The 21,827-nt window shown below is 58.1% G+C and carries 17 protein-coding genes and 1 pseudogene (1 of these 18 cut by a window edge); 13 read left to right on the top strand and 5 right to left on the bottom strand.

Annotation, left to right across the window (positions count from 1 at the left end; all coding sequences use genetic code 11):
• Positions 1-178 precede the first annotated feature (178 nt).
• Positions 179-1,870 carry an HD domain-containing phosphohydrolase gene (locus ACGI6K_RS09675; protein ID WP_376948865.1) on the top strand — a complete coding sequence of 564 codons (1,692 nt, stop codon included), beginning with the start codon at positions 179-181 and terminating at the stop codon, positions 1,868-1,870.
• Between the two features lie 16 nt (positions 1,871-1,886).
• Here the strand turns inward: ACGI6K_RS09675 and ACGI6K_RS09680 are convergent, their stop codons facing one another.
• Positions 1,887-2,258 carry a flagellar protein FlaG gene (locus tag ACGI6K_RS09680; RefSeq protein WP_376948863.1) on the bottom strand — a complete coding sequence of 124 codons (372 nt, stop codon included), beginning with the start codon at positions 2,256-2,258 and terminating at the stop codon, positions 1,887-1,889.
• Between the two features lie 115 nt (positions 2,259-2,373).
• On the opposite strand from ACGI6K_RS09680, the gene ACGI6K_RS09685 reads away from it, so the two are divergent.
• From ACGI6K_RS09685 to ACGI6K_RS09725, 9 genes are all read left to right on the top strand, one after another.
• Entirely contained in the window at positions 2,374-2,619 is a 246-nt protein-coding gene (locus ACGI6K_RS09685) for a helix-turn-helix domain-containing protein (protein WP_376948861.1), read from the top strand.
• A 364-nt stretch (positions 2,620-2,983) separates the two neighbouring features.
• Entirely contained in the window at positions 2,984-4,306 is a 1,323-nt protein-coding gene (locus ACGI6K_RS09690) for a UDP-glucose dehydrogenase family protein (RefSeq protein WP_376948859.1), read from the top strand.
• A gap of 36 nt (positions 4,307-4,342) precedes the next feature.
• The gene (gene rfbF, locus ACGI6K_RS09695) at positions 4,343-5,113 is read left to right on the top strand and encodes a glucose-1-phosphate cytidylyltransferase (protein WP_376948857.1); all 771 of its coding nucleotides are present in this window, start codon (positions 4,343-4,345) and stop codon (positions 5,111-5,113) included.
• A complete protein-coding gene (gene rfbG, locus ACGI6K_RS09700) occupies positions 5,095-6,168 on the top strand; it encodes a CDP-glucose 4,6-dehydratase (RefSeq protein WP_376948883.1) in 1,074 nt (357 codons plus the stop codon). The genes rfbF and rfbG overlap by 19 nt, the downstream gene beginning before the upstream one ends.
• Positions 6,165-6,725 carry a dTDP-4-dehydrorhamnose 3,5-epimerase family protein gene (locus tag ACGI6K_RS09705; protein ID WP_376948855.1) on the top strand — a complete coding sequence of 187 codons (561 nt, stop codon included), beginning with the start codon at positions 6,165-6,167 and terminating at the stop codon, positions 6,723-6,725. Before rfbG ends, ACGI6K_RS09705 begins: the two co-directional genes overlap by 4 nt.
• Positions 6,722-7,963 (top strand): methyltransferase domain-containing protein, encoded by a 1,242-nt coding sequence (locus tag ACGI6K_RS09710; protein WP_376948853.1) that lies wholly within the window; start codon positions 6,722-6,724, stop codon positions 7,961-7,963. The genes ACGI6K_RS09705 and ACGI6K_RS09710 overlap by 4 nt, the downstream gene beginning before the upstream one ends.
• Positions 7,960-8,841 (top strand): NAD-dependent epimerase/dehydratase family protein, encoded by an 882-nt coding sequence (locus ACGI6K_RS09715; protein WP_376948851.1) that lies wholly within the window; start codon positions 7,960-7,962, stop codon positions 8,839-8,841. Before ACGI6K_RS09710 ends, ACGI6K_RS09715 begins: the two co-directional genes overlap by 4 nt.
• Positions 8,838-10,007, top strand: coding sequence for a class I SAM-dependent methyltransferase (locus tag ACGI6K_RS09720; protein ID WP_376948849.1), 1,170 nt, complete (start codon positions 8,838-8,840; stop codon positions 10,005-10,007). Before ACGI6K_RS09715 ends, ACGI6K_RS09720 begins: the two co-directional genes overlap by 4 nt.
• A gap of 2 nt (positions 10,008-10,009) precedes the next feature.
• Positions 10,010-10,774, top strand: coding sequence for a cephalosporin hydroxylase family protein (locus tag ACGI6K_RS09725; RefSeq protein ID WP_376948847.1), 765 nt, complete (start codon positions 10,010-10,012; stop codon positions 10,772-10,774).
• Between the two features lie 337 nt (positions 10,775-11,111).
• Here ACGI6K_RS09725 and ACGI6K_RS09730 read toward each other — a convergent pair whose 3' ends face one another.
• Positions 11,112-12,305 (bottom strand): IS4 family transposase, encoded by a 1,194-nt coding sequence (locus tag ACGI6K_RS09730; RefSeq protein WP_394543839.1) that lies wholly within the window; start codon positions 12,303-12,305, stop codon positions 11,112-11,114.
• Positions 12,306-12,444: 139 nt separating this feature from the next.
• Entirely contained in the window at positions 12,445-13,251 is an 807-nt protein-coding gene (locus ACGI6K_RS09735) for an IS5 family transposase (RefSeq protein WP_376945261.1), read from the bottom strand.
• Positions 13,252-13,446: 195 nt separating this feature from the next.
• On the opposite strand from ACGI6K_RS09735, the gene ACGI6K_RS09740 reads away from it, so the two are divergent.
• Together ACGI6K_RS09740 and ACGI6K_RS09745 are read left to right on the top strand one after the other, a co-directional pair.
• Complete coding sequence (locus ACGI6K_RS09740) at positions 13,447-14,253, top strand: IS5 family transposase (protein ID WP_377968541.1); 807 nt, start codon at positions 13,447-13,449, stop codon at positions 14,251-14,253.
• Between the two features lie 3 nt (positions 14,254-14,256).
• Positions 14,257-15,185, top strand: a pseudogene (locus tag ACGI6K_RS09745) (IS4 family transposase); the annotation flags it as partial.
• 28 nt (positions 15,186-15,213) lie between these two features.
• Here the strand turns inward: ACGI6K_RS09745 and ACGI6K_RS09750 are convergent.
• Both ACGI6K_RS09750 and ACGI6K_RS09755 read right to left on the bottom strand, forming a co-directional pair.
• Positions 15,214-18,921: a glycosyltransferase gene (locus tag ACGI6K_RS09750; RefSeq protein ID WP_376947766.1), complete on the bottom strand. Its 3,708-nt coding sequence runs from the start codon at positions 18,919-18,921 to the stop codon at positions 15,214-15,216.
• A gap of 143 nt (positions 18,922-19,064) precedes the next feature.
• Positions 19,065-20,768, bottom strand: coding sequence for a flagellin (locus tag ACGI6K_RS09755; protein ID WP_376947764.1), 1,704 nt, complete (start codon positions 20,766-20,768; stop codon positions 19,065-19,067).
• Between the two features lie 300 nt (positions 20,769-21,068).
• Here ACGI6K_RS09755 and ACGI6K_RS09760 point away from each other — a divergent pair.
• Positions 21,069-21,827 (top strand): IS3 family transposase gene (locus ACGI6K_RS09760; RefSeq protein WP_376947762.1). Its coding sequence is split into 2 segments (ribosomal slippage): positions 21,069-21,321 and positions 21,321-21,827, totalling 1,143 coding nucleotides; it runs 383 nt beyond the window's last position; the frame shifts between segments, so codons are not numbered across the junction.

A 21,827-nucleotide genomic window follows, 5' to 3' on the forward strand; every position in this document is an offset into this window, starting at 1 on the left:
AGCAGCTTCCTCTCCCCGTGGGGAGAGGGGGCGGACTAGTTACCAACTTCTCTCTCCTCCGGCCTCTATCCCAAGTATGGGAAAGGGGGGGACAAGCAGCTCTCTCCCCTTGGGGAGAGGGAGGGCAAGGCATATTGGCCAACGTCCCTAATCCGGTAATGAATGAAGGAAACAAATCTTGGAACAGGCCAGCGATACCTACTCGCGCATCAAGCATCTGGACAAATGTCGCGACCTGCTGGAGCAGCTCTGCGAACAGGGCGGCGCCCGGCTGATCGGCCTGTCGCCGGATACGCCTTCCCTGGCGGTGGTACTCATGGAGGTGGTGCCCGGCGAACGGCTGGTCATCGACCTGACCGCGCTACCGGCTGTGGCGCCGCTGCTCGAGTCCGGCGGGTACGACAGCCATCTCGCCGGACGGGTCGCCAGCACCTTGCTGCGCAGTGCGCCGCTAGGCGGCTGGCAACGCCTGTCCGTGCCGGGACGCGTCCAGTTGGCGTGTCTCTGGCCGGAATGGCTGGAGATCCTGCACCGCCGCAGCGCTTTCCGCGCCGAGTTGCCGACGCGCCTGACGGTACCGGTCGAAGTTTTGCCGGCCCGGGGAATGCAGCCGTTCGCCGGCCGCTTGCTCGACCTGTCGCAGGGCGGCTGCCGGATCGAGCTGCCGGCCGGTTCCGCCAGCGAATTGCAGGTCGGACAGGTCGTCGAACAGATCATCCTGCACTTTCCCAACGGCCAGCAGATCGGGCTGCGGGGGGGGATCTGCCATCGCCAGCTCAACCCCGACTGGAAGGCGGCCCGTTTTGGCTTCACCTTCGACAGGCCTTCCGCCGATCTGGAGCGCCGGCTGTGGTTCTACGTGCGCGAGATCGAACGGGAAAGTGCCCGCGGTGCGTTCGGTGGCGACTCCGCGCTGGCGCCTTCGTCGTTGTTCCAGGCCGGCCGGGTAGCGCAGGCCGGCGATCCGTCGCATAGCCATGGCCGCGACTACGCCACGCCCATGGCTCGTCGTCTGGCACGGGTAGCGCTCTATCTGAGCGGGCTGGCCGTGGACCTGCAACATGGCAACGATATCGAGTCGGCTCGGCTGTCCTGGCACAGCGACTATCTACTGCAATTGCTCGACGAAGAGCGTCAGGACCTGCTGTTCGCCGTGCACTGCCTGGTGGACGACTCGCCACTGATCCAGCATTGCATCGCGGTGGCGGTACGTCTTGCCGACCTGGCGCGCAGTCGCGGCCTGCCCAACGAGCTGGTCAAGGCGATCTGCGCCTGCGCCCTGGTTCACGATCTGGGCAAGGCGCTATTGCCGCCGGAACTAATGCGCAGCGAATCTTTCGATCATCGGCAGCGTGAAATCTTCGGGCGGCATGTGGCGCTGCTGTGCGAGCGGCTAGGCCGGTGCAAGTGGCTGGCCAAGCCGGTGGTTCGTGGCATCGTCGAGCAGATCAACGAGCGACTCGACGGCAGCGGCTACCCGCTTGGTCTGCAGGGCGACCAGCTCGGCGAACTGGCGCGGATGGCCACCGTGGTCGATGTGATCGATGCTATGGGGCGGCCGCGGCCGGATCGACCGGAGCAGGCGATCAGTGGCGTCTACCGTCAGTTGATCGGCCACGAGGCGCAGCTCGACCGGCACTGGCTTCAACACTATGTCCAGCGGTTCGGCCTGATTCCGATCGGCTCGCTGGTATGCTTCGCCGAGGGTGACCTGGCCTGGGTGGAGCGTCTCGACAGCAAGGGAGAGATCGCCCAGGTGCGCCTGGCCGATCAGTCCAGCATGCGCGGTGCGACCCTTAGTACCCCGGTGTCCGGCGAAGAACTGGCCACCTTGGGACCCATCGAAGGCACTGTCATTCCGGGTTCCTGAGTCGGATGGGCGGGGCTCAGGCCATTTCCCGCAGCAGGATGCCGCGCAACCGTTCGAGATTCTCGGCGATGTGCAGCATCTCCTCGCTGGGGATCTGCCGGATCACTTCGCCGCTCTCCCGGTCGACGATCTCCGTGACCACCCGCCGCCCCGGCTCGCTCAGATGAAACTCCACGCCGTAGCTGCTCAGCACCTCGTTGATCCGCTTGAGTGGCTCGACCAGCTCTTCGCGGGCGACCAACCCCGGCTGTGCGCCCTCGGCCTGTGCCACAGCACTCCCGGGGGCTGGCGGCAACTCGTCCAGCGCGTTTTCCAGGCGCTGGCGCGGGGTCAGGTCGGTCAGAGGCGAGTTGGAAAGGGTACCGGCATCGTTCAGCGGCGAGCTCATGGTCGTTCTCCTTGGATGGCTGATTCCAAGAGCTTTATCGGATGAGGGGATGGAAACTTAAGAGGGCCGTCGCCCTGGCGGCAGCCTGTTTCCGCGACTTGTTGAGGAGTGGAAAATGACCGAACGACAACGTTTTGCCAGCGTTTGGGATGCCATCGAAGACACCCCGGCCGAGGCCGAGAACATGAAGTTGCGCGCCGCCCTGATGCGTGCCATCACCGAGCAGGCGGCTGCCTGGCCAGGCACCGACAGCGAGAGGACCCGCCGGCTCGGCATTACCCGGTCCCGCTTTTCCAATTTCAAGGCCGGCAAGATCAACGCCTTCAGTCTCGACGCACTGTACCCTCGGCCAACGCCATAAGGGCACCTCTAAAAACTACCTGTGCGGTCATCGCTGCGTTAAAAACAGGCTCAAAATGCTCATTTACAGCGCGTAAACCCCGCTTTTTCGCCTGTTTTTGCCTTGCGCTCATTATCCTTCTCCGAAGGGGCTTTCCAAGGCCCTTATCGGACGGGGAAACCAAATCTTGAACGAATACTGGATCAGCTGCTGCCAGCTTGGCCAAGGCCCGTTTAGATCGTAGTGGTCGAATTTTCGGCAAGAATCGCGGGTTGCGGCTTCATTCATTCGGACAAGCCCATTCTCCTGCCTGTTTTCGCGCATATGACTTCATGACTGGCAAGGCACTATCGACGGTGTTTCGAGGTGGCACCAAGGGATATGCATGAAGATCACTGTTTTCGGCATTGGTTATGTGGGGCTGGTGCAGGCTGCCGTTCTGGCTGAGGTCGGCCACGATGTCGTCTGCGTGGATATCGATTCCAATAAGGTCGAGAACCTCAGGCAGGGGATCGTCCCGATCTACGAGCCAGGCCTTGAGCCGCTCGTCCGACAGAATCACGAGGCCGGCCGTTTGAATTTCACCACCGATGCGGCGAGCGCTGTCCTGCATGGAGAGGTCCACTTCATCGCGGTCGGTACTCCGCCGGACGAGGACGGTTCCGCCGACCTGCAGTACGTGCTCGGTGTGGCCGAAACCATTGCCCGGCACATGGATGGCCATTGCATTCTTGTCGACAAATCCACGGTACCGGTAGGCACTGCCGACAAGGTGCGCGAGCGTGTCGCCGCCGTACTCGCCCTGCGTGGGCGCGGGGATCTCGGCTTTGATGTGGTTTCCAATCCGGAATTCCTCAAGGAAGGCTCGGCCGTCGCCGATTGCATGCGTCCGGATCGTATCGTCATTGGTACCGACAATCGGGACAGCGAGGAAGTAATGCGTGAACTGTACGCACCCTTCAATCGCAACCATGAAAAGGTCATCGTCATGGATGTGCGCAGCGCCGAACTGACCAAGTACGCCGCCAATTGCATGCTGGCGACCAAGATCAGCTTCATGAACGAAATGGCTAACCTGGCCGAAGAGTTGGGAGCCGACATCGAAATGGTCCGTCAGGGTATCGGGTCCGATCCGCGCATCGGCTATCACTTCATTTATGCCGGCGCCGGTTATGGCGGCTCCTGTTTTCCCAAGGATATTGAAGCTTTGATACGCACCGCCGACAGTATCGACTTCGACGCTAAGCTGCTCAAGGCCGTCAAGGCACGTAACGAGCGACAGAAGAACGTATTGTTCCGCAAGATCGACCGGCATTTCGCCGGGGATCTTGCCGGCAAGACTTTCGCCCTGTGGGGCCTCAGTTTCAAACCGAACACCAACGACATGCGCGAAGCGCCCAGCAGGGTACTGATGGAGGCGCTCTGGCAGGTCGGCGCCAGGGTGCAGGCCTACGATCCGGAAGCCATGGACGAGGCTCAGCGCCTTTACGGCAACCGTGACGACCTGATCCTCTGTGGTACCAAGGAGGCGGCGCTCAAGGGCGCCGAGGCGTTGGTGATCGTCACCGAGTGGCGGGCCTTCAAGGCGCCGGATTTCGACTTTATCAAGCAGCAACTCAGGCAGCCGGTGATTTTCGATGGGCGGAATTTGTTCGAGCCGAGGCGGATGGCGCACAAAGGTATCGTTTATTGCTCGATAGGCCGCTGAGAGTCACTGTTTTTAAGTTAGGAAAAAGACTGATCAATGAAAGCGGTAATACTGGCGGGGGGACTGGGAACCCGGATCTCCGAGGAATCCCATTTGCGGCCGAAGCCAATGATAGAAGTCGGCGGTAAACCCATTCTCTGGCATATCATGAAAATCTATTCCCATTATGGAATCAACGACTTCGTGATCTGTTGCGGGTACAAGGGGTATGTCATCAAGGAGTATTTTGCGAACTACTTCTTGCATATGTCCGATGTAACTTTCGACATGTCCCGCAACTCGATGGAAGTTCATCAACGCTATGTCGAGCCTTGGCGGGTCACCTTGGTCAACACTGGCGAGGAGACCCTTACTGGTGGCCGGCTGCGTCGTATTCGGGAGCACTTGGGGAGTGAGCCGTTCTGTTTTACTTATGGTGACGGCCTTTCCGATGTCGATATCGGCGAACTGGTTCGCTTCCACCGGTCGCACGGGCGTCTGGCCACGGTGACTGCCATTCAGCCCCCTGGGCGCTACGGTGCGTTGGACATGGACGGCGACGCTGTCGCGAGCTTTAAAGAGAAGCCAGCCGGAGATGGTGCGTGGATCAATGGCGGCTACTTCGTCCTCGACCCTGCCGTTATTGATTACATCGATGGTGACCAAAGCAGCTGGGAGGGTGAACCGTTGATGCAACTAGCCAGAGAAGGACACTTGAGGTCCTATCGGCACACGGGCTTCTGGCAGGCCATGGATACCCTGCGCGACAAGAACCAGCTCGAAGAGCTTTGGTTGAAAGGCAACCCCCCCTGGAAGGTCTGGGCATGAGTGCTTTTGGGGATTTCTACCGTGGGCGCCGGGTATTGGTGACCGGACATACGGGGTTCAAGGGGAGTTGGCTGACACTGTGGCTGTCCCGTTTGGGGGCTCAGATCACAGGCATCTCCCTGCCACCCGTGACCGTTCCCAGTCTCTTCAGCCTGGCCCGGATCGATACCTGTTGTTCTAACCTGTTCTGCGATATCCGCGATGCGGAGGCATTGGCTGAATGCGTGCGTAAGGTGCAGCCCGAAATCGTCTTCCATCTGGCGGCTCAGCCGTTGGTGAGGGCTAGCTACCGCGATCCGCTCGGCACCCTATCCAGCAATGTGATGGGAACAGCCCATTTGCTTGAAGCACTACGTGGTCTGGACTACTTGCGTGTCGCGGTCATGGTGACGACCGACAAGGTCTACCGCAACAACGAGTGGGCTTACCCCTATCGCGAGGACGATGCCTTAGGCGGTCACGACCCTTACAGCGCCAGCAAAGCCGCTAGCGAGATCGTCATCGGCAGTTATCGAGATGCTTTCCTGCGCGTGCAAGGTGTCGCAATTGCCTCCGCGCGGGCCGGTAATGTGATCGGCGGAGGGGATTGGTCGGAAGACCGCCTGATCCCCGACGCGGTACGTGCCTGGCAGGCAAGAAGTACTCTCGAGATTCGCCGTCCTCAGGCGATCCGCCCCTGGCAGCATGTGCTGGAGCCGCTTGCCGGCTATCTGCAGCTGGCCGAGCGGCTTTGGCGGCAGCCGGAGTTGGCCTGCGCCTACAATTTCGGGCCGCATACCCACGAGGCGGCCACCGTGCGCGAGGTGGTTGAGCTGGCGCGTGCGGCGTACGGGCAGGGCGAAGTGCGTTATGGCGATGGCTGCGATGGCTCCCATGAGGCCGGCTGGCTGGCGCTGGAAACGGCCAAGGCACGTATTACGCTGGGTCTGATGTCACATTGGCCCTTGGCCGAAACAGTACGACGCACCATGGCTTGGTATCGCGATCAGCAGGAGGGTTGCGATCCGCGAGTCCTCTGCGAGACGGAAATCGCCGCCTATGAGGAGCAGGTATGAGTCGTTTCAATCTCAGCGCTTTACCACTTGCGGGTCTGATGGTGGTTGAGCGTCATCCTCTAAGCGATAGTCGTGGTTTCCTGGCCCGGCTGTTCTGTGCGGAAGAGTTGATAGCCGCCGGCTGGAGTCAGCCCATCGTTCAGATTAACCACACCTATACAGCCAAGAGCGGCACCGTGCGCGGCCTGCACTTTCAGCGTCCGCCGCATGCCGAGATGAAACTAGTCAGTTGTCTGCATGGCGAGGTGTGGGATGTGGTCGTCGACCTCCGTGCCGACTCGCCGACGTTTCTGCAGTGGCATGCGGAATGGCTTTCGGCCGCGAATGGCCGGGCTCTAATGATTCCCGAAGGCTTTGCTCATGGCTTCCAGGCGCTGAGTGATGATGTGGAGCTGTTGTACTGCCACTCGGCCGCCTACACCGCGGAGGCGGAAGCTGGACTGCATCCACTGGACCCACGGCTCGATATTTGCTGGCCGCTCGCGACGGTGCAGATGTCGCCGCGCGATGTCAGTCACCCTCTCATCCAGTCTGGATTTGAAGGAGTATATCTGTGAAGTGCCGACACTGTGGCAACGACTTGCGCTTGCCATTTCTGGATTTGGGCAGTGCGCCGCTCTCCAATGCCTACTTGAATGAGGCATCGCTGAGGGCGCCGGAGGTCTGGTTTCCCTTGCGCCTACTGGTGTGTGAGGAATGCTGGCTGGTGCAAACTGAGGATCATGCCGGTCGTGATGCGCTGTTTACCGAAGATTACGCCTACTTCAGCTCGTTCTCTTCTTCTTGGCTGGCACATGCCGAGCACTATACCCGAGTAATGATCGAGCGATTCGGGCTAAATAACACCAGTCGTGTCGTTGAGGTCGCCGCCAATGATGGCTATCTGCTGCAGTATGTGCAGGCTGCAGGCATTCCCTGCTACGGCGTCGAGCCCACAGCCAGTACTGCGCGCGCTGCTAAAGCCAGAGGGATCGATATTATTGAGCGTTTCTTCGGCATGGTGCTGGCCGAAGAGTTGACTACTGCCGGGCGCCAAGCCGATCTAGTGGTGGCTAACAACGTGTTGGCTCACGTGCCCGATATCAACGACTTCGTTTCTGGTTTCACTCGCCTGCTGAAACCGCACGGGGTGGCGACATTCGAGTTTCCGCACCTTATGCGCATGGTGCAGGGGAAGCAGTTCGACACGGCTTATCACGAGCACTACTCCTATCTTTCGTTGACCGCAGTGCAACGAATCTTCGCTGCCAATGGCCTGAGAGTGTTCGATGTGGAGGAGCTGCCTACGCACGGCGGTAGCCTGAGGGTGTTTGCCCAGCGGAGCGATGCCGGTCTGTATGCAGTATCGACTGCCGTTACTGGGTTGCTAGGACAGGAAGTGGCGGCGGGCATGACCCGTGCATCATTCTATCGTGGTTTTCAGGCCGAGGCTGAGCGGGTCAAGAACGATCTGTTGGCATTTCTGCTCGATGCCAAGCGCCAGGGCCTGAAAGTTGGGGCTTATGGCGCTGCTGCCAAGGGCAACACACTGCTCAATTTTTCCGGTGTCCGTCCCGATCTGCTGCCCTACGTGGTTGATAGGAACCCGGCTAAGCAAGGTGGATACATGCCGGGTAGTCGTATCCCCATCGTTGATGAGGTTCATCTGAGGGCGCATCGACCTGATCGCATATTAGTTCTGCCTTGGAATTTGCGTAGCGAGGTGATGGCTCAACTGGCGTATGTGGGCGAGTGGAGGGGGCTACTCGTTACTGCGGTACCCAGCTTGCACTTGACCGAGGTATTGGTTGCATGAGGGTATTGCTGACTGGCGGTAGTGGGTTTATCGGCCGTTACGTTCTTGATTCCTTACAGCGGAGAAGGATTCCAACGGTTGCTGTTGGACGTTGCGGTTTGGTACTGCGAGCCGATTCCATTGAAGCTGATTTATTAGAGGTTGGGGATTTTTCGCGGCTGCTCGATCAAGCACAGGCGACACACTTGTTGCATTTAGCTTGGTACGCCGAACACGGCAAATATTGGGCATCGCCGCTCAACTTGCGCTGGGTCGACGCCACAACGCGCTTGGTTGAGGCGTTCTGCGGTGCAGGTGGGCGCCATGTGGTAGTGGCGGGTACCTGTGCCGAATACGATTGGAGTCATGGCTATTGCCGTGAGGACAGTACCCCTCTTGTTCCTTCAACTCTCTATGGCACAGCGAAAGATGCGACACGCCGCCTTGTGGCCGCTGTATGCGAGAGTTACCAAGTACCTTGTGCCTGGGGGCGTATCTTCCTGCCTTTTGGGACGGGAGAGGCTTCGTCCCGTTTGGTGCCATCCCTGATTAATGTATTGCAGGGTAGGCGCATGCCATTTGCTGTGAATTTTCGCGCATATCGAGATTTTTTGCATGTATTTGATGTAGCAGAAGGGCTCGTCAGCTTGCTGCTAGCGAATGCTCATGGTGTCTACAACATAAGTTCCGGCCAGCCAATTCAGTTGGCTGCAATCGTGACTGAAATCGCCCATCTGTGCCAGGCCGATCCGCAGGTTGTCTTGGAGCTGGCTAGTGAGCGACCGAGTGGGCCGCCATTGCTGGTTGGCGAAAGTTTGAAGCTTAGAGCCCTGGGGTGGATGCCCCAGATTCCACTGATGCAAGGCTTGGCGCGTAGCGTACAAGAGTGGGCAGCATGATTGAGCAACAGTGTCCTGTATGCGGTGATATACGGTTATTTCCCTTTCTGCATCGCAGGCAGGTTCCCGTTCACCAGAATCTTGTCGTTATGGACAAAGTAATAGCGCGCTCTGTGACTCGTGGTGATTTGGATCTGGTGGTGTGTGAAGGCTGTGGTTTTATTTTCAACAAAGCTTTTGAGTTTTCTCTTCTGTCGTATGGGCATGATTACGACAATACTCAGTCTTGTTCTGCTTATTTTGATATGTATCTCGACGGTCTGGTAACGAATTTGGTCGAGCAGCATGGGGTGCGAAACTGTACGATTGTTGAGGTGGGGTGTGGCAAGGGGCAGTTTATCAAGAAGTTGGTGAGCTATCCTGGGGCAAATAACCGAGGTTATGGCTTTGACCCTAGCTACGTGGGCCCGGACACCGATCTTGACGGGAGAGTCTCTTTCCGCCGTTGCTACTACGATGACCGCTGCGTCGACGTGGCTGCCGATGTTGTAGTTTGCAGACACGTTATCGAGCATGTTCCTGACCCGCTGGTATTGCTGGGCTCGGTGCGTGCTGCTTTGGCAGGAGCTTCCAATACCCGGGTTTTCTTCGAGACACCTTGTGTCGAGTGGATTTTGCGTAATCGAGTAGTTTGGGACTTTTTCTATGAGCACTGTTCGCTGTTCACCGCTGAATCTCTAGGTGTAGCTTTTGAACGAGCTGGCTTTGTCGTTGAACGAGTAGAACACATCTTTGGAGGGCAGTACCTGTGGCTGGAGGGGCGGCCCTCTTGCACTATACCCCCACTGTCTCCGATCAGTCCACGCACGGCGGAGTTGGCCAAGAACTACGGTGTTTGCGAGGTGGGTCTGAAGGGGGAATGGTTGAATCGCCTGCAGATATTGTGCGCTGAAGGCAAGATCGCACTGTGGGGGGCTGGTGCCAAAGGGGCAACTTTCGCTAACCTGATCGATCCGGCGTGTCGCTTGATTGATTGCATTGTCGATCTGAACCCAAATAAGCAGGGTAAGTATATTCCGGGAACTGGGCATCCTATCGTAGCGCCTGAAGATTTGTCTGTACGGCAGGTTTATAGCGCTGTGTTGATGAATCCAAATTACCGTGATGAGAACAATAGAATGCTGGCTAGAGCTGGAATAGAAGTCGAGTTGATTGACTGGGGTTAGTTATGAAATTGACGTTGGATACCGAAGCCGGGACGCTACTCTTGGAAGATGTTGGCAAGTTTCGGAGTCTTGATCTTTACTCAAAAGAGGCATTCGAAGAAATCTCGCGGCATTGGGTTCGTATAGGGTGGAATCAAAAATATCAGTACACCTTCAGCTGGATGGGCAGACCGGTTATCCAGTTACCAGAGGATATGATCCGTATGCAGGAGGTAATTTTCCAGGTTCAGCCCGATGTCATCATCGAGACCGGTGTTGCGCATGGCGGCTCGCTGATTTTCTATTCAAGCCTGTGTAAGGCCATGGATAAGGGACGAGTAGTGGGCATCGACATCGAGATCCGCCCGCATAACCGTGCAGCGATAGAAGCTCATCCGCTCAGCGACCGCATTACCCTTATCGAGGGTGGCTCTACAACTCTTGAGATCGTTGCTCAGGTGAAGGCCTTGGTGGAGCCCGGTGAAAAAGTACTGATTATCCTTGACTCTAACCACTCCTATGCCCATGTCATGGGGGAGCTGGAGGCTTATGCAGATCTGGTGACGCCTGGTTCTTACATTGTGGCAACCGACGGAATCATGTTTGACCTTGCTGATGTGCCAAGAGGTGCTGCGGAGTGGGCGAGCGACAATCCGATGTGGGCTGCCCGGGATTTTGCGGCAAGACATCAAGGGTTCGTGATTGAGCAGCCTGCTTGGCCATTCAATGAAAGTGAGTTAGCGCAGAACATCACGCACTGGCCCGGTGCTTGGCTGAAGCGCCAATAGCGACTTGCCTGTTACGTACTTAGGCGTTAGATCTCGTGAGCGTCACCTATTCGATAGATGACGCTCTTATCACCTTGCCGAAACGGCCAGGTGTTGCACTCAGATTTTGCCGCCGCCAACAGTAATTGGTTTTTTGTTGGGCTGATCAATAAGTACCTGAACGTAAATCTTCCCGCATAATATGCACCTCGTCTCGGCAGCGCTTGGAGGGCACCTCTAAAAACCGCCATCCGAATCACGTTGAGCGATGAAATACGCTCGTACTTGCAGCAGAGCTATCTGTCAGGCCCGACGCTCACACGGTAAAGCGGCCCGAGGCTGAGTGATCCCCACAAAATCACCGCAGTTCCCGCGCTTGCCGGTGGACCTCCTGCCGCAGGGCCAACTCCAGACGGCATAACGTCTCCTGGGAAATGTCTCCCGCGTAACCGCGTGCGTACTCCAACCCCAGCCGCCACAGCGACAGCACGTGCTTGCACTTGAGACTGTTGCTCTGGAAGCACCGTTCGTGCTCCGCCTCTCGCGCCTGCAGACCCAGCAGGCACAGCGCGTAGTTAGCCAGCACGGCGATCAGCAGCAGGATCTCGATGCGGCGCGGACAGCGGCTTCGATGCAGCTCCAGGCCAAACCCCAGCCGATGGCTCTTCAGGTCGCGCAAGCCTTCCTCGACCTGCATGCGCCACTTGTAGATCGCCACGACCCGCGCGGCATTCCACTGCGCCTCGGGCAGGTTGCTGGCCAGCAGCCAGGGCTCGCTTTCGCGCTGTGCGTTTTGCCGGCTGCGTTTATCCCGGGCCACGGTTCCGGTGATGCGCCGGTGCTTGCGCCCCCGTGGCGCATGCTTTACCGCGTAGAGTGGGGTGGACCAGGGCGCCGAGCGCGTCATTTCGAGGCCACCGAGCCGTTTCGGCGATGCCGAGGCCAGGGCGTACAGGCTTTTCACTGGCTGCCAGGGCTGCTCGGCGAATCGGCACAGGTCGCGATTGCGCACACGGCCGACGTAATGCCAACCCATGGCTTCGACGGCCTGGAACCAGGGCCGCCGGAAACCGGCATCGGTGACCAGGATGGGCGTGCAGCCGGCTGGCAGCATCGCCGCGAGCGCCTCGAGCAGGCGTTTCTGGCAACGCGGGCAGCCCTCGCGCGGATAGACGACTCCACAGACCGGCAGCGAACGCCCGGCCAGCGGGATCGCGGCGCGCAGCAGGAACAGCGTGCCGGCGGTATCGATCGGCGACCAGTCCACCAGGATCGACGGATGCTCGAGCGACCCCAGCAGGGCGCGGAGCATGGCCCAGTAGAACACCCCCCGCTCGGCCTGCAACTGCCGGTTGCCGAGCAGGCGGTCGACCCGCTTGATCGCATGCTTGGGCCAGGCAGAGCCGGGCAGGAAGCGCCCCAGCGCGGTCAGGCTCAGGCAGCGGCCTTGCAGCAGGGCGGCCACTGCGGCCATCAGGGCTTCGAGACGGCGGGCATGGATCGTGGGGAGTGCTTGGGCGAAGGCATCGTGCAAGAATTGGACGGTCTGCATGGGTAGGGGGACATCGGTCAGTTTGGCGACAACCAACGTGCCCGTCCATGCAGGCCTCTTCAAGCCCTACCCAATTGATTTTCTTGGAAAGTTTCTGGGGATCACTCAGGGCCCGAGGCAGCCCGGCCAAAGGCCTGGATCAGGCCATTTCTAGCAGGCTGCTCATCCGTTTCAAGTTGTACACCGCCGATTTGAGCGTCAGACTAAACTCAGCCCGTGCCAGGCCGATGCTGCGCACAGCCTTGCCACCCATCCGGGCCAGGCTGGCAAAGACATGTTCGACCCGGGCTCGGGGACTGGCTATGCGTTTGTTTCGTGCCTTGTCCCGTTCACTGATCGGCTTGCCAGCCTGCCCCTTGCGCTGGATAGATGGCCGCCAGCCGATCAGGTGGAGCCTGCGCTCCCGGGGTCTGTCGTGATAGCCGCGATCCGCCCAGAAGTCCCGGCTGCTATTGCTTCGGTCGAGCACATCCACCCAATGCAGGGTATCGGCCTCGCTGGCATCGCTTACCTTCACGCAGCGAATCAGCGTGTGCCGGCGATCCACGCTGACCGACAGCTTGTAGCCGAAGTACGACTTGCCGTGTTTCTTCGTCCTGCGCGCCTCGACATCCTTTTGCCGGCGCTTGGCGGGCGACCATTCGACCGGTACGGCCTGCGCCTTCACCATGGCCCGCTCATCGGCCGTGTTGTGCTGGATCGGTGTCCGGATAATGCTGGCATCGATGATCTGCCCCTCGCGGGCCCGCAAGCCGTGCTCCTGCAACTGACGCTGCACCTCGGCAAAGATCCGATGCTCGATGTTGGCCTGTACCAGGCGCTCGCGAAAGGCCCAGATCGTGTTGCGGTCCGGCACTCGGCCGGAGTTTTTCAACCCGGCAAAACGCTGGAAACTCATGCGATCGAGCAGTTGGAACTCCATTTGCTCGTCGGACAGGTTGAACAACTGCTAAAGCACCAGCAGGCGCGTCATCAGCTCTGTCGGATAAGGCGGCCGACCGCCCTTGGCGCGGCTGGGGCGAGGCGCTCTGCGGTCGATCTCGGCTGCCAGGGCGGCAAAGTCCACATGCTTGTCCAGTAGAGCCAGTGGGTCGCCTAGAGCGTGTTATGAACTTGGTGCCGGTGAAGCTATCGTAGTTGGATGAAGCCCGCACGCCCTTACCCGACAGACGTTTCTGATGAAGAATGGGCCTTCGCTGCGCCCTACCTGACCCTGATGGATCCGCGAGCGCCGCAGCGCAGGTACGATCTGCGCCTGATGTTCAACGCGTTGCGCTGGATGGCCCGGGCTGGTGCTCCCTGGCGACTGATTCCCAACGACTTTCCGCCGTGGGAGGCGGTCTACCAACAGACTCAGCGGTGGCTGCAGGCCGGCTGCTTCGAAGCCATGGCCAACGATCTGCGCTCGGTGTTGCGTGTCGCTCAAGGCAAGCAGGGCCAACCCAGCGCCGTGATCCTGGACGGCCGCACCTTGCAGTCCACTTGCGAGAGCGGGCCACGGGCCGGTTATGACGGCTATAAACGTAAGAAGGGCAGCAAGGTGCACATGGCGGTGGACACGCTCGGCCACCTGCTGGCGGTCCACGTCACACCAGCCAATGAGCAGGAGCGTGCCCAGGTGCGATCGCTGGCACGGCAAGTCCAGCAGGCCACGGGCCAGACGGTGAAGCTCGCCTTCGTGGACCAGGGCTACACCGGTCATGATCCGGCGCAAGCGGCCCAGGAAGAAGGCATCCAACCGCACGTGGTGAAACTGTCTGAAGCCAAGAAAGGCTTCGTGCTTCTGCCGCGCCGCTGGGTCGTGGAGCGCGGCTTCGGCTGGGTCAATCGGTTCCGGCGCCTGGCTCGCGACTACGAGCGCCTACCGGAAACATTGGCTGGCTTGCACTTCGTCGTCTTCACCATCCTCATGCTCGGCAATGCCGCATCTCTTCTTCAAAGTTCATAACACGCTCTCAGGCATCCCCTGATCCTGGTGGACGGGTCGCCGATCAATGCCGCCGGCAAGCTGTTCCTGTTGCGCGCCGCGATCCCACTGGCCGGACGCTCGCTACCGGTGTGCGAAGTCGTCCATCCGCGCGAGGGCTGCCCGCGTTGCCAGAAACGCCTGCTCGAGGCACTCGCCGCGATGCTGCCGGCCGGCTGCACGCCCATCCTGGTCACCGATGCCGGTTTCCGGTGGCCCTGGTTCCGGGCCGTCAAAGCCATGGGCTGACATTACGTCGGCCGTGTGCGCAATCGCGACCTGTGCCGATTCGGCGAGCAGCCCTGGCAGCCGGTGAAAAGCCTGTACGCCCTGGCCTCGGCATCGCCGAAACGGCTCGGTGGCCTCGAAATGACGCGCTCGGCGCCTTGGTCCCACTCTACGCGGTGAAGCATGCGCCGCGGGGGCGCAAGCACCGGCGCGTCACCGGGACCGTGGCCCAGGACAAGCGCAGCCGGCAAAACGCGCAGCGCGAAAGCGAGCCCTGGCTGCTGGCCAGCAACCTGCCCGAGGCGCAGTGGAATGCCGCGCAGGTCGTGGCGATCTACAAGTGGCGCATGCAGGTCGAGGAAGGCTTGCGCGACCTGAAGAGCCATCGGCTGGGGTTTGGCCTGGAGCTGCATCGAAGCCGCTGCCCGCGGCGCATCGAGATCCTGCTGCTGGTTGCCGTGCTGGCCAACTACGCACTGTACCTGCTGGGCCTGCAAGCCCGGGAGGCAGGGCACGAGCGGCGCTTTCAGAGCAACAGCGTCAAGGACAGGCACGTGCTGTCTTTGTGGCGATTGGGACTGGAGTATGCACGCACTCATGCGGGAGACACTTCCCAGGATAGACTGCGAGAGCTGGAGCTGGCCCTGCGGCGGGAGGTCCACTGGCAAGCCCAGGAGCTCGGGTGATTTTGTGGGGATCACTCAGGGTCCTATTTCATTTGAATCTTGACTTCAGAATCATCTCTACCTTTTTTATTAGTTTTTCGTTTCTCTGTGCTCCCTGCAATTTTTCCAGATCGGATATGTGGTGGTCGAAAAAGTCATTTCTTTCCAGGGATCCCTCTCTTCCAAGAATTCTTTCTTCTACAGTCGACTCCCTTTTCTGGAAGTATCTTCTGAAGTATTTGGCATTTTCCGAGTATTGGAGGATACCTTTCCATAGTAGTCTGCTTATTATTGTGTGGTCCATGGAAATGGTTTTTCTGAACTCAAACCCATCAAGGTCCTTTCTTCTGAACAGTGAGTGGAATACTGTACAGTTCGAAAGAGTTGCCACAGAGCTCAAATATCGATCAGCTGGGCTCGGTTGTTTAAAGTCATAGATGGCCTCTTCTACAGGACCAAAGGCTCTACCATTCATGATGCCAAATGGGTACCCGCAGGCCATGGATACTGATTTGTTATTATCCAAAATTCTGGCTGTTTCGGCTATATAGTTTTCACTTAAACAGTCGTGGGCCCCCAGCCACATGAAGTACTCGGAGCTCGAGTCCTTGAATAGGTTTATAAAGTTATCTGCTGCTCCAACGTTTTCAGAGTTCCGGGTAATTTCAAAGCGAGGGTCATCGCTGGAGAGTGACTTAGCTATTTCGTAGGTTTTATCTGTAGATGCATTATCGGAAAATATGAACTTTATTCCATCAATGTTCTGTCTTTTGAGGGATGCGACGGTTTCATGGATGTGGCTTTCTTCGTTATATACTGGGACTCCAATGCAGATCTTCGGTTTTCCAGAATTGATGTATACTCTGGCTTTCTGTTTTTCGTTGATAGTTGGATTTGTTTTCTTCAGATAGCCATTGCTTTCCAGGTATTTTTCTCCGGAGCTGGTCTTCTCTTGATCAAGCAAGCTGAATGTCAAATCATGGATTTGATAGACGGAGTGCAGAATGAATGCCAACTTAGCTCTCCGGTGAGTATCCAGAGTTTCGATTCGCTGCTGCGATGGAATGAAAAGCGCATCGGCACCGATAAGCTGGGTGGCTTGTTGTTTCAGCAAGTCGTCGCGCTTAGGCTGATGGCTGTAATGCTGCAAATTATTCAGCCGGTAGAAACTGAATCCGTGCCGCGATAGCCAGTGGCTGATCTGTGTCAGTTCGGGTTGGTTCTGATGCGTGGGGAAAAAATTGACTCGAACCTGTACCAGCAGCGTATTGGCTAGAGCTTTCTCGCCGCTTTCCAGAATCGCCAGGCTATCGTTCAAGTTGTCGAGCAGCAGCCAATCGACGCTTTCCAATCCTTCAATATCGTCTAGCCGCAAGGTGCTGATTGGCAATCTGGCGATGACTCGTGTGGCCTGCTTGTTGCCGGATAGTTGCTCATCGGCGGGTAACGGCTCTAGCGTAGCACTCATGGCCGGATCAAGGCAGACATGAAGCGTCGCATCCTGGCCATCGCCCAGAACTACATGGGGATAATGATGCAGTTCACCTTGTTGCTGCAGTTGCTGGGCGTTCTTAACCTTGCTGCTTGGGTCGAAAGCGATGGTGGCGAAAGCTCCAAGTTTTTGCAGGTTGGTGAAGCCCGGTGTGCTCGTAAGTATCGAACCGTTATCGACAGTAACGATCTTACCCTCGAAAGCGAATCTGAAGACTTCAGCTTCCTCCAAAGTCGTTTTTTCGGTCGCTGGATGTAGCAGATGCATGGGGTGTTCGTCATCCGCGAAGCGGGCCTCACCCTGTTTGTCGATGGTCAGCGCGGCAGGCTCCTTGCCTTCGCAATAGCGTTGCCAGATGGCCCGCATGACGATAGTGAAGTGGCGAGCAAATCGGGGGGCGTCGCATACGGGAGAGTTCTTGAGTTGTTGGCGTAGTCCTTGGCGAATGGTGGCAAGGGTGTCGAGATCGCTTGCCAAGCCGACTGCCAGTGATCTGTAGTGCTCCCAACTATCGGCCACCAGTTCGGCGAGACCGGCATTAACCAGGTGAGTCGCCGAGTGGCGGCCGGCAAAGCTGGGGCCGGGGTAGGTGATGACCGGCACACCCATCAGCAGGGCTTCGCAGGTGGTCAGTCCCCCGGAGTAGGGCCAAGGATCGAGGGCGATATCCACCTGGTTGTAGGTATTAAGCAGGTAGAGGTGTGGCGACTGGCCTTCGAATTTCAGGCGCGCACGTTCTATGCCTCGGGTCTCGAAGGCTTGGCTGATGCGCTCGATGAACGCCTGGTTCTCGTACTGGCCACCTTTGAGCATCAGTCGGCTTGCCGGTATCTGGGCCATGATGGAGGCCCAGTGCTCGATCACGATCTCGTTGACCTTGGATGGGTTGTTGAAGCATCCGAAGGTCACATAGCCGTTGGTCAATGCCGGGAGCGGGCCGACATGCGGTTGCATGGGGCGCGGTTGGTAGCAAATGTAATCGTCCGGGAGGCGGATCAGTTTTTCCACGTATTGGTGATCTACCCCAGCCGGCGTTTCCACCGAGTCGGAGATCAAATAGTCGATGGCCTTCAGCCCGGTGGTGTTATTGAGCCCACCTACCCACTTGACTTGCAGCGGTGCAGGTTCTTGGGCCATGGTGGGAAGCCGCGACCCCTCCGAATGGCCGCAAAGATCGATCAGAATGTCGATTTTGTCGTCGCGGATCTGTTTGGCCAGATCCATATCGTCCAGGTGCATGACCGCTTGCCAGTCGTCGCAGCGCTGGCGGATGCGTTGCGTCAGGTCGTCCTCTTCTGAACTAGTGGTATAGGCAATCAGCTCAAACTCGTCACGAGGAAGATGCTCAAGGGTGGAAGTTATCATTTGGCCTACCGGATGGACGCGAAATCCGGCGGACAGGAGGCCGATTTTCAAACGTTTGTCCGGCGAGCGGTCTTCCGCCTGTGCACGTGGCGGGTGAGGGGGGCTGAAGCGTTCGTCCCATTGGGTTATCGTCTTGACCAGAAATTCTTGGGAGTGCCGGGGATTGTAGTGAATGGCGAACAGGTAACCGGAAAAAGCTTTATGCTGAGTTGGATCACGCTCCAACAATTGCAGAAAAGTTTTTTCCGCTTCATCGAATCTAGTTAGCACCCTGTAGCTATCTGCCAGATTGGACAAGTTCAGTAGGTCATCCGGGTAACGCTTCCGTATTTCCTCCTGTACTTGCAAGGTTTCCGTATGTCGATGCAGTTTGTTAAATGCGAAGGCTTTGAGTGACAGGCACTGGTTTTCGTTGGCTCCTTTTTCTTCGGCAATGGCTATCTGTTCTAGAGCCGCTTGATATTGTCCGGTATCGATCCTCATCTTGGCGAGCACCAGTCTTGCCTTGGCGAAACTTGGTAAGACTTCCAGAGCCTGGCCGAGATAGTGGTCAGCTTTTTGAATATTTCCTTGTTTCAGATAGGCAATTCCCAAGTTGTGCAGCGTATCTGGATCTTTGGGGTCGATGCCATCGGCCCTATGCAGTACCTCTATTGCCTGTTGCGGTCGACGGCTTTCCAGTAGAGCCAATCCCCATACCTTCCAAGCCAGTGGCGAGTCTGGATAGCGCTCGGTCAGCACAGCCGCGAGTTCCGCGGCCTTCAGATAATTGCGCTTCTGTACCAATTGCATCAGGTGACTGGCTTCTTTGGACGGAAGTGCCTTGTCATACCGATGTTGGGAATGCGCGTTGACCTTAATGTAGGAGGGGGCCTTAGCTGATTTTTTGGGGCGGCTCATGGTGGGAAAACTTCGCTTTAAGTGAAGAGGAGGCTGAAAACGGTCCGAATTTTAAGGTAGCGGCTTACAAGGGCTTCAAAAGAAAAAGGCGAAGGAGACATTGCTCCTCCGCCTTTCAATAGCGAGGCATTCCCAGCTGTATATCAGCCCAGCAGCGACAGTACCGATTGCGGAACCTGGTTGGCCTGGGCCAAGACGGAAGTACCAGCTTGTTGCAGGATCTGTGCCTTGGTCATGTTAGCCACTTCTACCGCGTAGTCGGCATCTTCGATGCGCGAACGGGCAGCGGACAGGTTGGTGGTGGTGGTGGACAGGTTGTTGATGGCCGAGTCGAAACGGTTTTGGATGGCACCCAGGTCAGAGCGAAGGGCGTCGACATTCGCCAGGGCGGCATCCAGAGCAGCTAGCGGGTCTTCGGTGACATTACCTGTGCTCGTGGTACTGGTAGTCAGGCGGCCGTTGCTGCCTACATAGACGGTGGCGCCTTCTTTCAGTGCATAGTCATCGGCACTCTGGCTATTTTCGACGACGGTCACTTCGCCGGTATCCGCATTGACTGCGAAAGTGGTCGTGTAAGAGCCGACAGTAGTCAACTCACCGTCTTCATCGACATAGACCTGAGTGCCAGAGCTGCTCTGGGCACCAGCGCTGGTGAAGTCAATGGTCGCACTGGTGATGCCGTTGTTCATCTCGATGCTGGCAACAGTGGATGCGGATGCGGCCAATACATCACTGGAGGTTGCGGTGTCCGTGTAGCTCAGGCCTGCTTCAGTGCCCGCACCAGTATAAGTGACGCCTCCTACAGTGAGGCTTCTATCGGAGGTATCGGTACTGGCGGTACCGCCACCAACGGTGGCAAACAGATCCTCCAGGGTAGCTTGGGTCGCACCGCTGGTGGCGTTGTTGCTCAACTCGCCAGTACTGGTGATATAAGCGGCTGCGCCGTTGACGGTAAGCTTGCCGCTGGCATCCACCTCGAAGGTGGCCACGTTGCCATCAGCAAATTCATAGGTACCGGTGATACTGCTGCCGGTGGCTGGAATAAGTTCGTCTGCCAGATCCCCATATGCCGCAGCGTTGGTGGCATTAGCCGTATAGGTGAAGTTGCCGCTCGCAGCATCGAAAGTATATTCCACTGCGGTGGAGGCACCAGAACCGACGGTAACGGTATCGCCATCCTTCATTTCGCCGAGCATGCGCTCCAGGGAGGCCCCTTCGAAGGTCGTCGTGAGGACATAGTTGCCCGTCGTCGAGTTCTTGACCGCGCCAGCGCCTTCCAGGCTGGTTACGGTGGCGGTGTCGTTCTGGGTGGCACCGCTGCCATCGACGTTGAAGCCGTCCAGGCCCAGGGTCTTGGCATTGATCTGTTTGAGGCTGATGCCGATGGACTGGTTGTCGTTGGCACCGACCTGGATGTTCAGGTCGGTATCCTTCGACAGTACCTTGACGCCGTTGAACTCGGTTTCCTGGGAGATACGATCGATCTCGTCCAGGCGCTGGGCGATTTCGTTCTGGATCGAGGTCAGGTCTTCAGAGGAGTTGGTGCCGTTCTGAGACTGTACGGTCAATTCGCGGATGCGCTGCAGGTTGTCGTTGATCTGGTCCAGCGCACCTTCGGTGGTCTGCGCGACGGAAATACCGTCGTTGGCGTTGCGCTGGGCTTGACTCAGGCCAGTGATCTGCGAAGTCATGCGGTTAGCGATGGCCTGGCCGGCGGCGTCGTCCTTGGCGCTGTTGATGCGCATGCCGGAAGACAGGCGCTCCATGGCGGTGGTCAGGGCGCTCTGCGAGGAACTCAGGTTCTTCTGAGCGATCAGCGACGTGATGTTGGTATTGATGACGGGCATATTGCGTTCCTTCTCCAAAGGTTGAGCGCCAGTGGCGAGCGCTGCTGTGCGCTTGCTTCGCGGGCTGGCGACAACGGCACCGTTGGCCGTTACCCCGACTATCGGCGGCGGACGTGGGAGCTTTAGAGAGCGGAGAAAGTTTTTTGCTGAAATGTGCAGGTGCGGGGACTCGCCGACAGGGACGATGCGTTTCCGGGGCTCAGGGACAAATCCGCCCCTGGACGGCTCCCGGTGTTGTGGCTCAATGATTCTGGACACCCCGATAGGGCGTTAAGCTTCGCCCAACCATGAGGTGTTTGCGTGACCAGAAGATCATTCAGTACAGATTTCAAACTCGAAGCAGCCGGCCTGGTTTTGGATCAGGGCTACTCCACTCCCGAAGCCTGCAAATCGATAGGTGTAGGCCCGACTGCATTGCGTGGTTGGGTAGAGCAACTGCGCAGCGAGCGTGGCGGCACTACACCACCACGCAGCAAAGCCCTGACTCCTGAGCAAAGGCGCATACAGGATCTGGAGGCTCAGGTTCGACGCCTGGAGCGGGAGAAAGAGATCCTAAAAAAGGCTACCGCTCTCTTGATGTCGGACGTCCTCGATCAGTAGCGCTGATCGAGGCATTGGGCGAGCGGTATCCACGAGCCGAACTGTGCCGGGTATTTGATGTGCAGCGCAGCAGCGTTTATGCGGTCTGCAAATGCCGTCACCGAGTTGATCACAGGCGAATCGCTTTGCGTCAGCTTGCTACTGAGCTTCATACGCAAAGTCGCGGTTCCGCTGGAGCCAGGACATTGTCGGCAGCGCTGCGAATACAGGGCATGCCGGTTGGTCGCTTTCTGGCGGGGCGCTTGATGAAGGAGGCTCGCCTGTTCAGTTCGCAATGTCGTAAACATCGCTACCGCAAGGCTGATGGTGAGAGCACCATTGCGGCCAATACACTGGATCGGCAATTCACAGTGAGCGGCCCCAATCAAGTGTGGTGCGGTGATGTGACATACATCTGGGCGGGTAATCGCTGGATCTACCTGGCGGCAGTCATGGATTGGTATGCACGCCGCATCGTCG

It is taken from the genome of Azorhizophilus paspali, from assembly GCF_043587585.2.
In the GTDB taxonomy this organism is placed as follows: Bacteria; Pseudomonadota; Gammaproteobacteria; order Pseudomonadales; family Pseudomonadaceae; genus Azotobacter; species Azotobacter paspali.

Excerpts from the sequence above, each read along its gene's own strand:
- rfbF (WP_376948857.1), top strand. The coding sequence starts at position 4,343 with ATGAAAGCGGTAATACTGGCGGGGGGACTGGGAACCCGGATCTCCGAG.
- ACGI6K_RS09715 (WP_376948851.1), top strand. The coding sequence starts at position 7,960 with ATGAGGGTATTGCTGACTGGCGGTAGTGGGTTTATCGGCCGTTACGTT.
- ACGI6K_RS09725 (WP_376948847.1), top strand. The coding sequence starts at position 10,010 with ATGAAATTGACGTTGGATACCGAAGCCGGGACGCTACTCTTGGAAGAT.
- ACGI6K_RS09755 (WP_376947764.1), bottom strand. The coding sequence starts at position 20,768 with ATGCCCGTCATCAATACCAACATCACGTCGCTGATCGCTCAGAAGAAC.
- ACGI6K_RS09685 (WP_376948861.1), top strand. The coding sequence starts at position 2,374 with ATGACCGAACGACAACGTTTTGCCAGCGTTTGGGATGCCATCGAAGAC.
- ACGI6K_RS09705 (WP_376948855.1), top strand. The coding sequence starts at position 6,165 with ATGAGTCGTTTCAATCTCAGCGCTTTACCACTTGCGGGTCTGATGGTG.
- ACGI6K_RS09730 (WP_394543839.1), bottom strand. The coding sequence starts at position 12,305 with ATGCAGACCGTCCAATTCTTGCACGATGCCTTCGCCCAAGCACTCCCC.
- ACGI6K_RS09690 (WP_376948859.1), top strand. The coding sequence starts at position 2,984 with ATGAAGATCACTGTTTTCGGCATTGGTTATGTGGGGCTGGTGCAGGCT.
- ACGI6K_RS09720 (WP_376948849.1), top strand. The coding sequence starts at position 8,838 with ATGATTGAGCAACAGTGTCCTGTATGCGGTGATATACGGTTATTTCCC.
- ACGI6K_RS09750 (WP_376947766.1), bottom strand. The coding sequence starts at position 18,921 with ATGAGCCGCCCCAAAAAATCAGCTAAGGCCCCCTCCTACATTAAGGTC.
- ACGI6K_RS09740 (WP_377968541.1), top strand. The coding sequence starts at position 13,447 with ATGAAGCCCGCACGCCCTTACCCGACAGACGTTTCTGATGAAGAATGG.
- ACGI6K_RS09680 (WP_376948863.1), bottom strand. The coding sequence starts at position 2,258 with ATGAGCTCGCCGCTGAACGATGCCGGTACCCTTTCCAACTCGCCTCTG.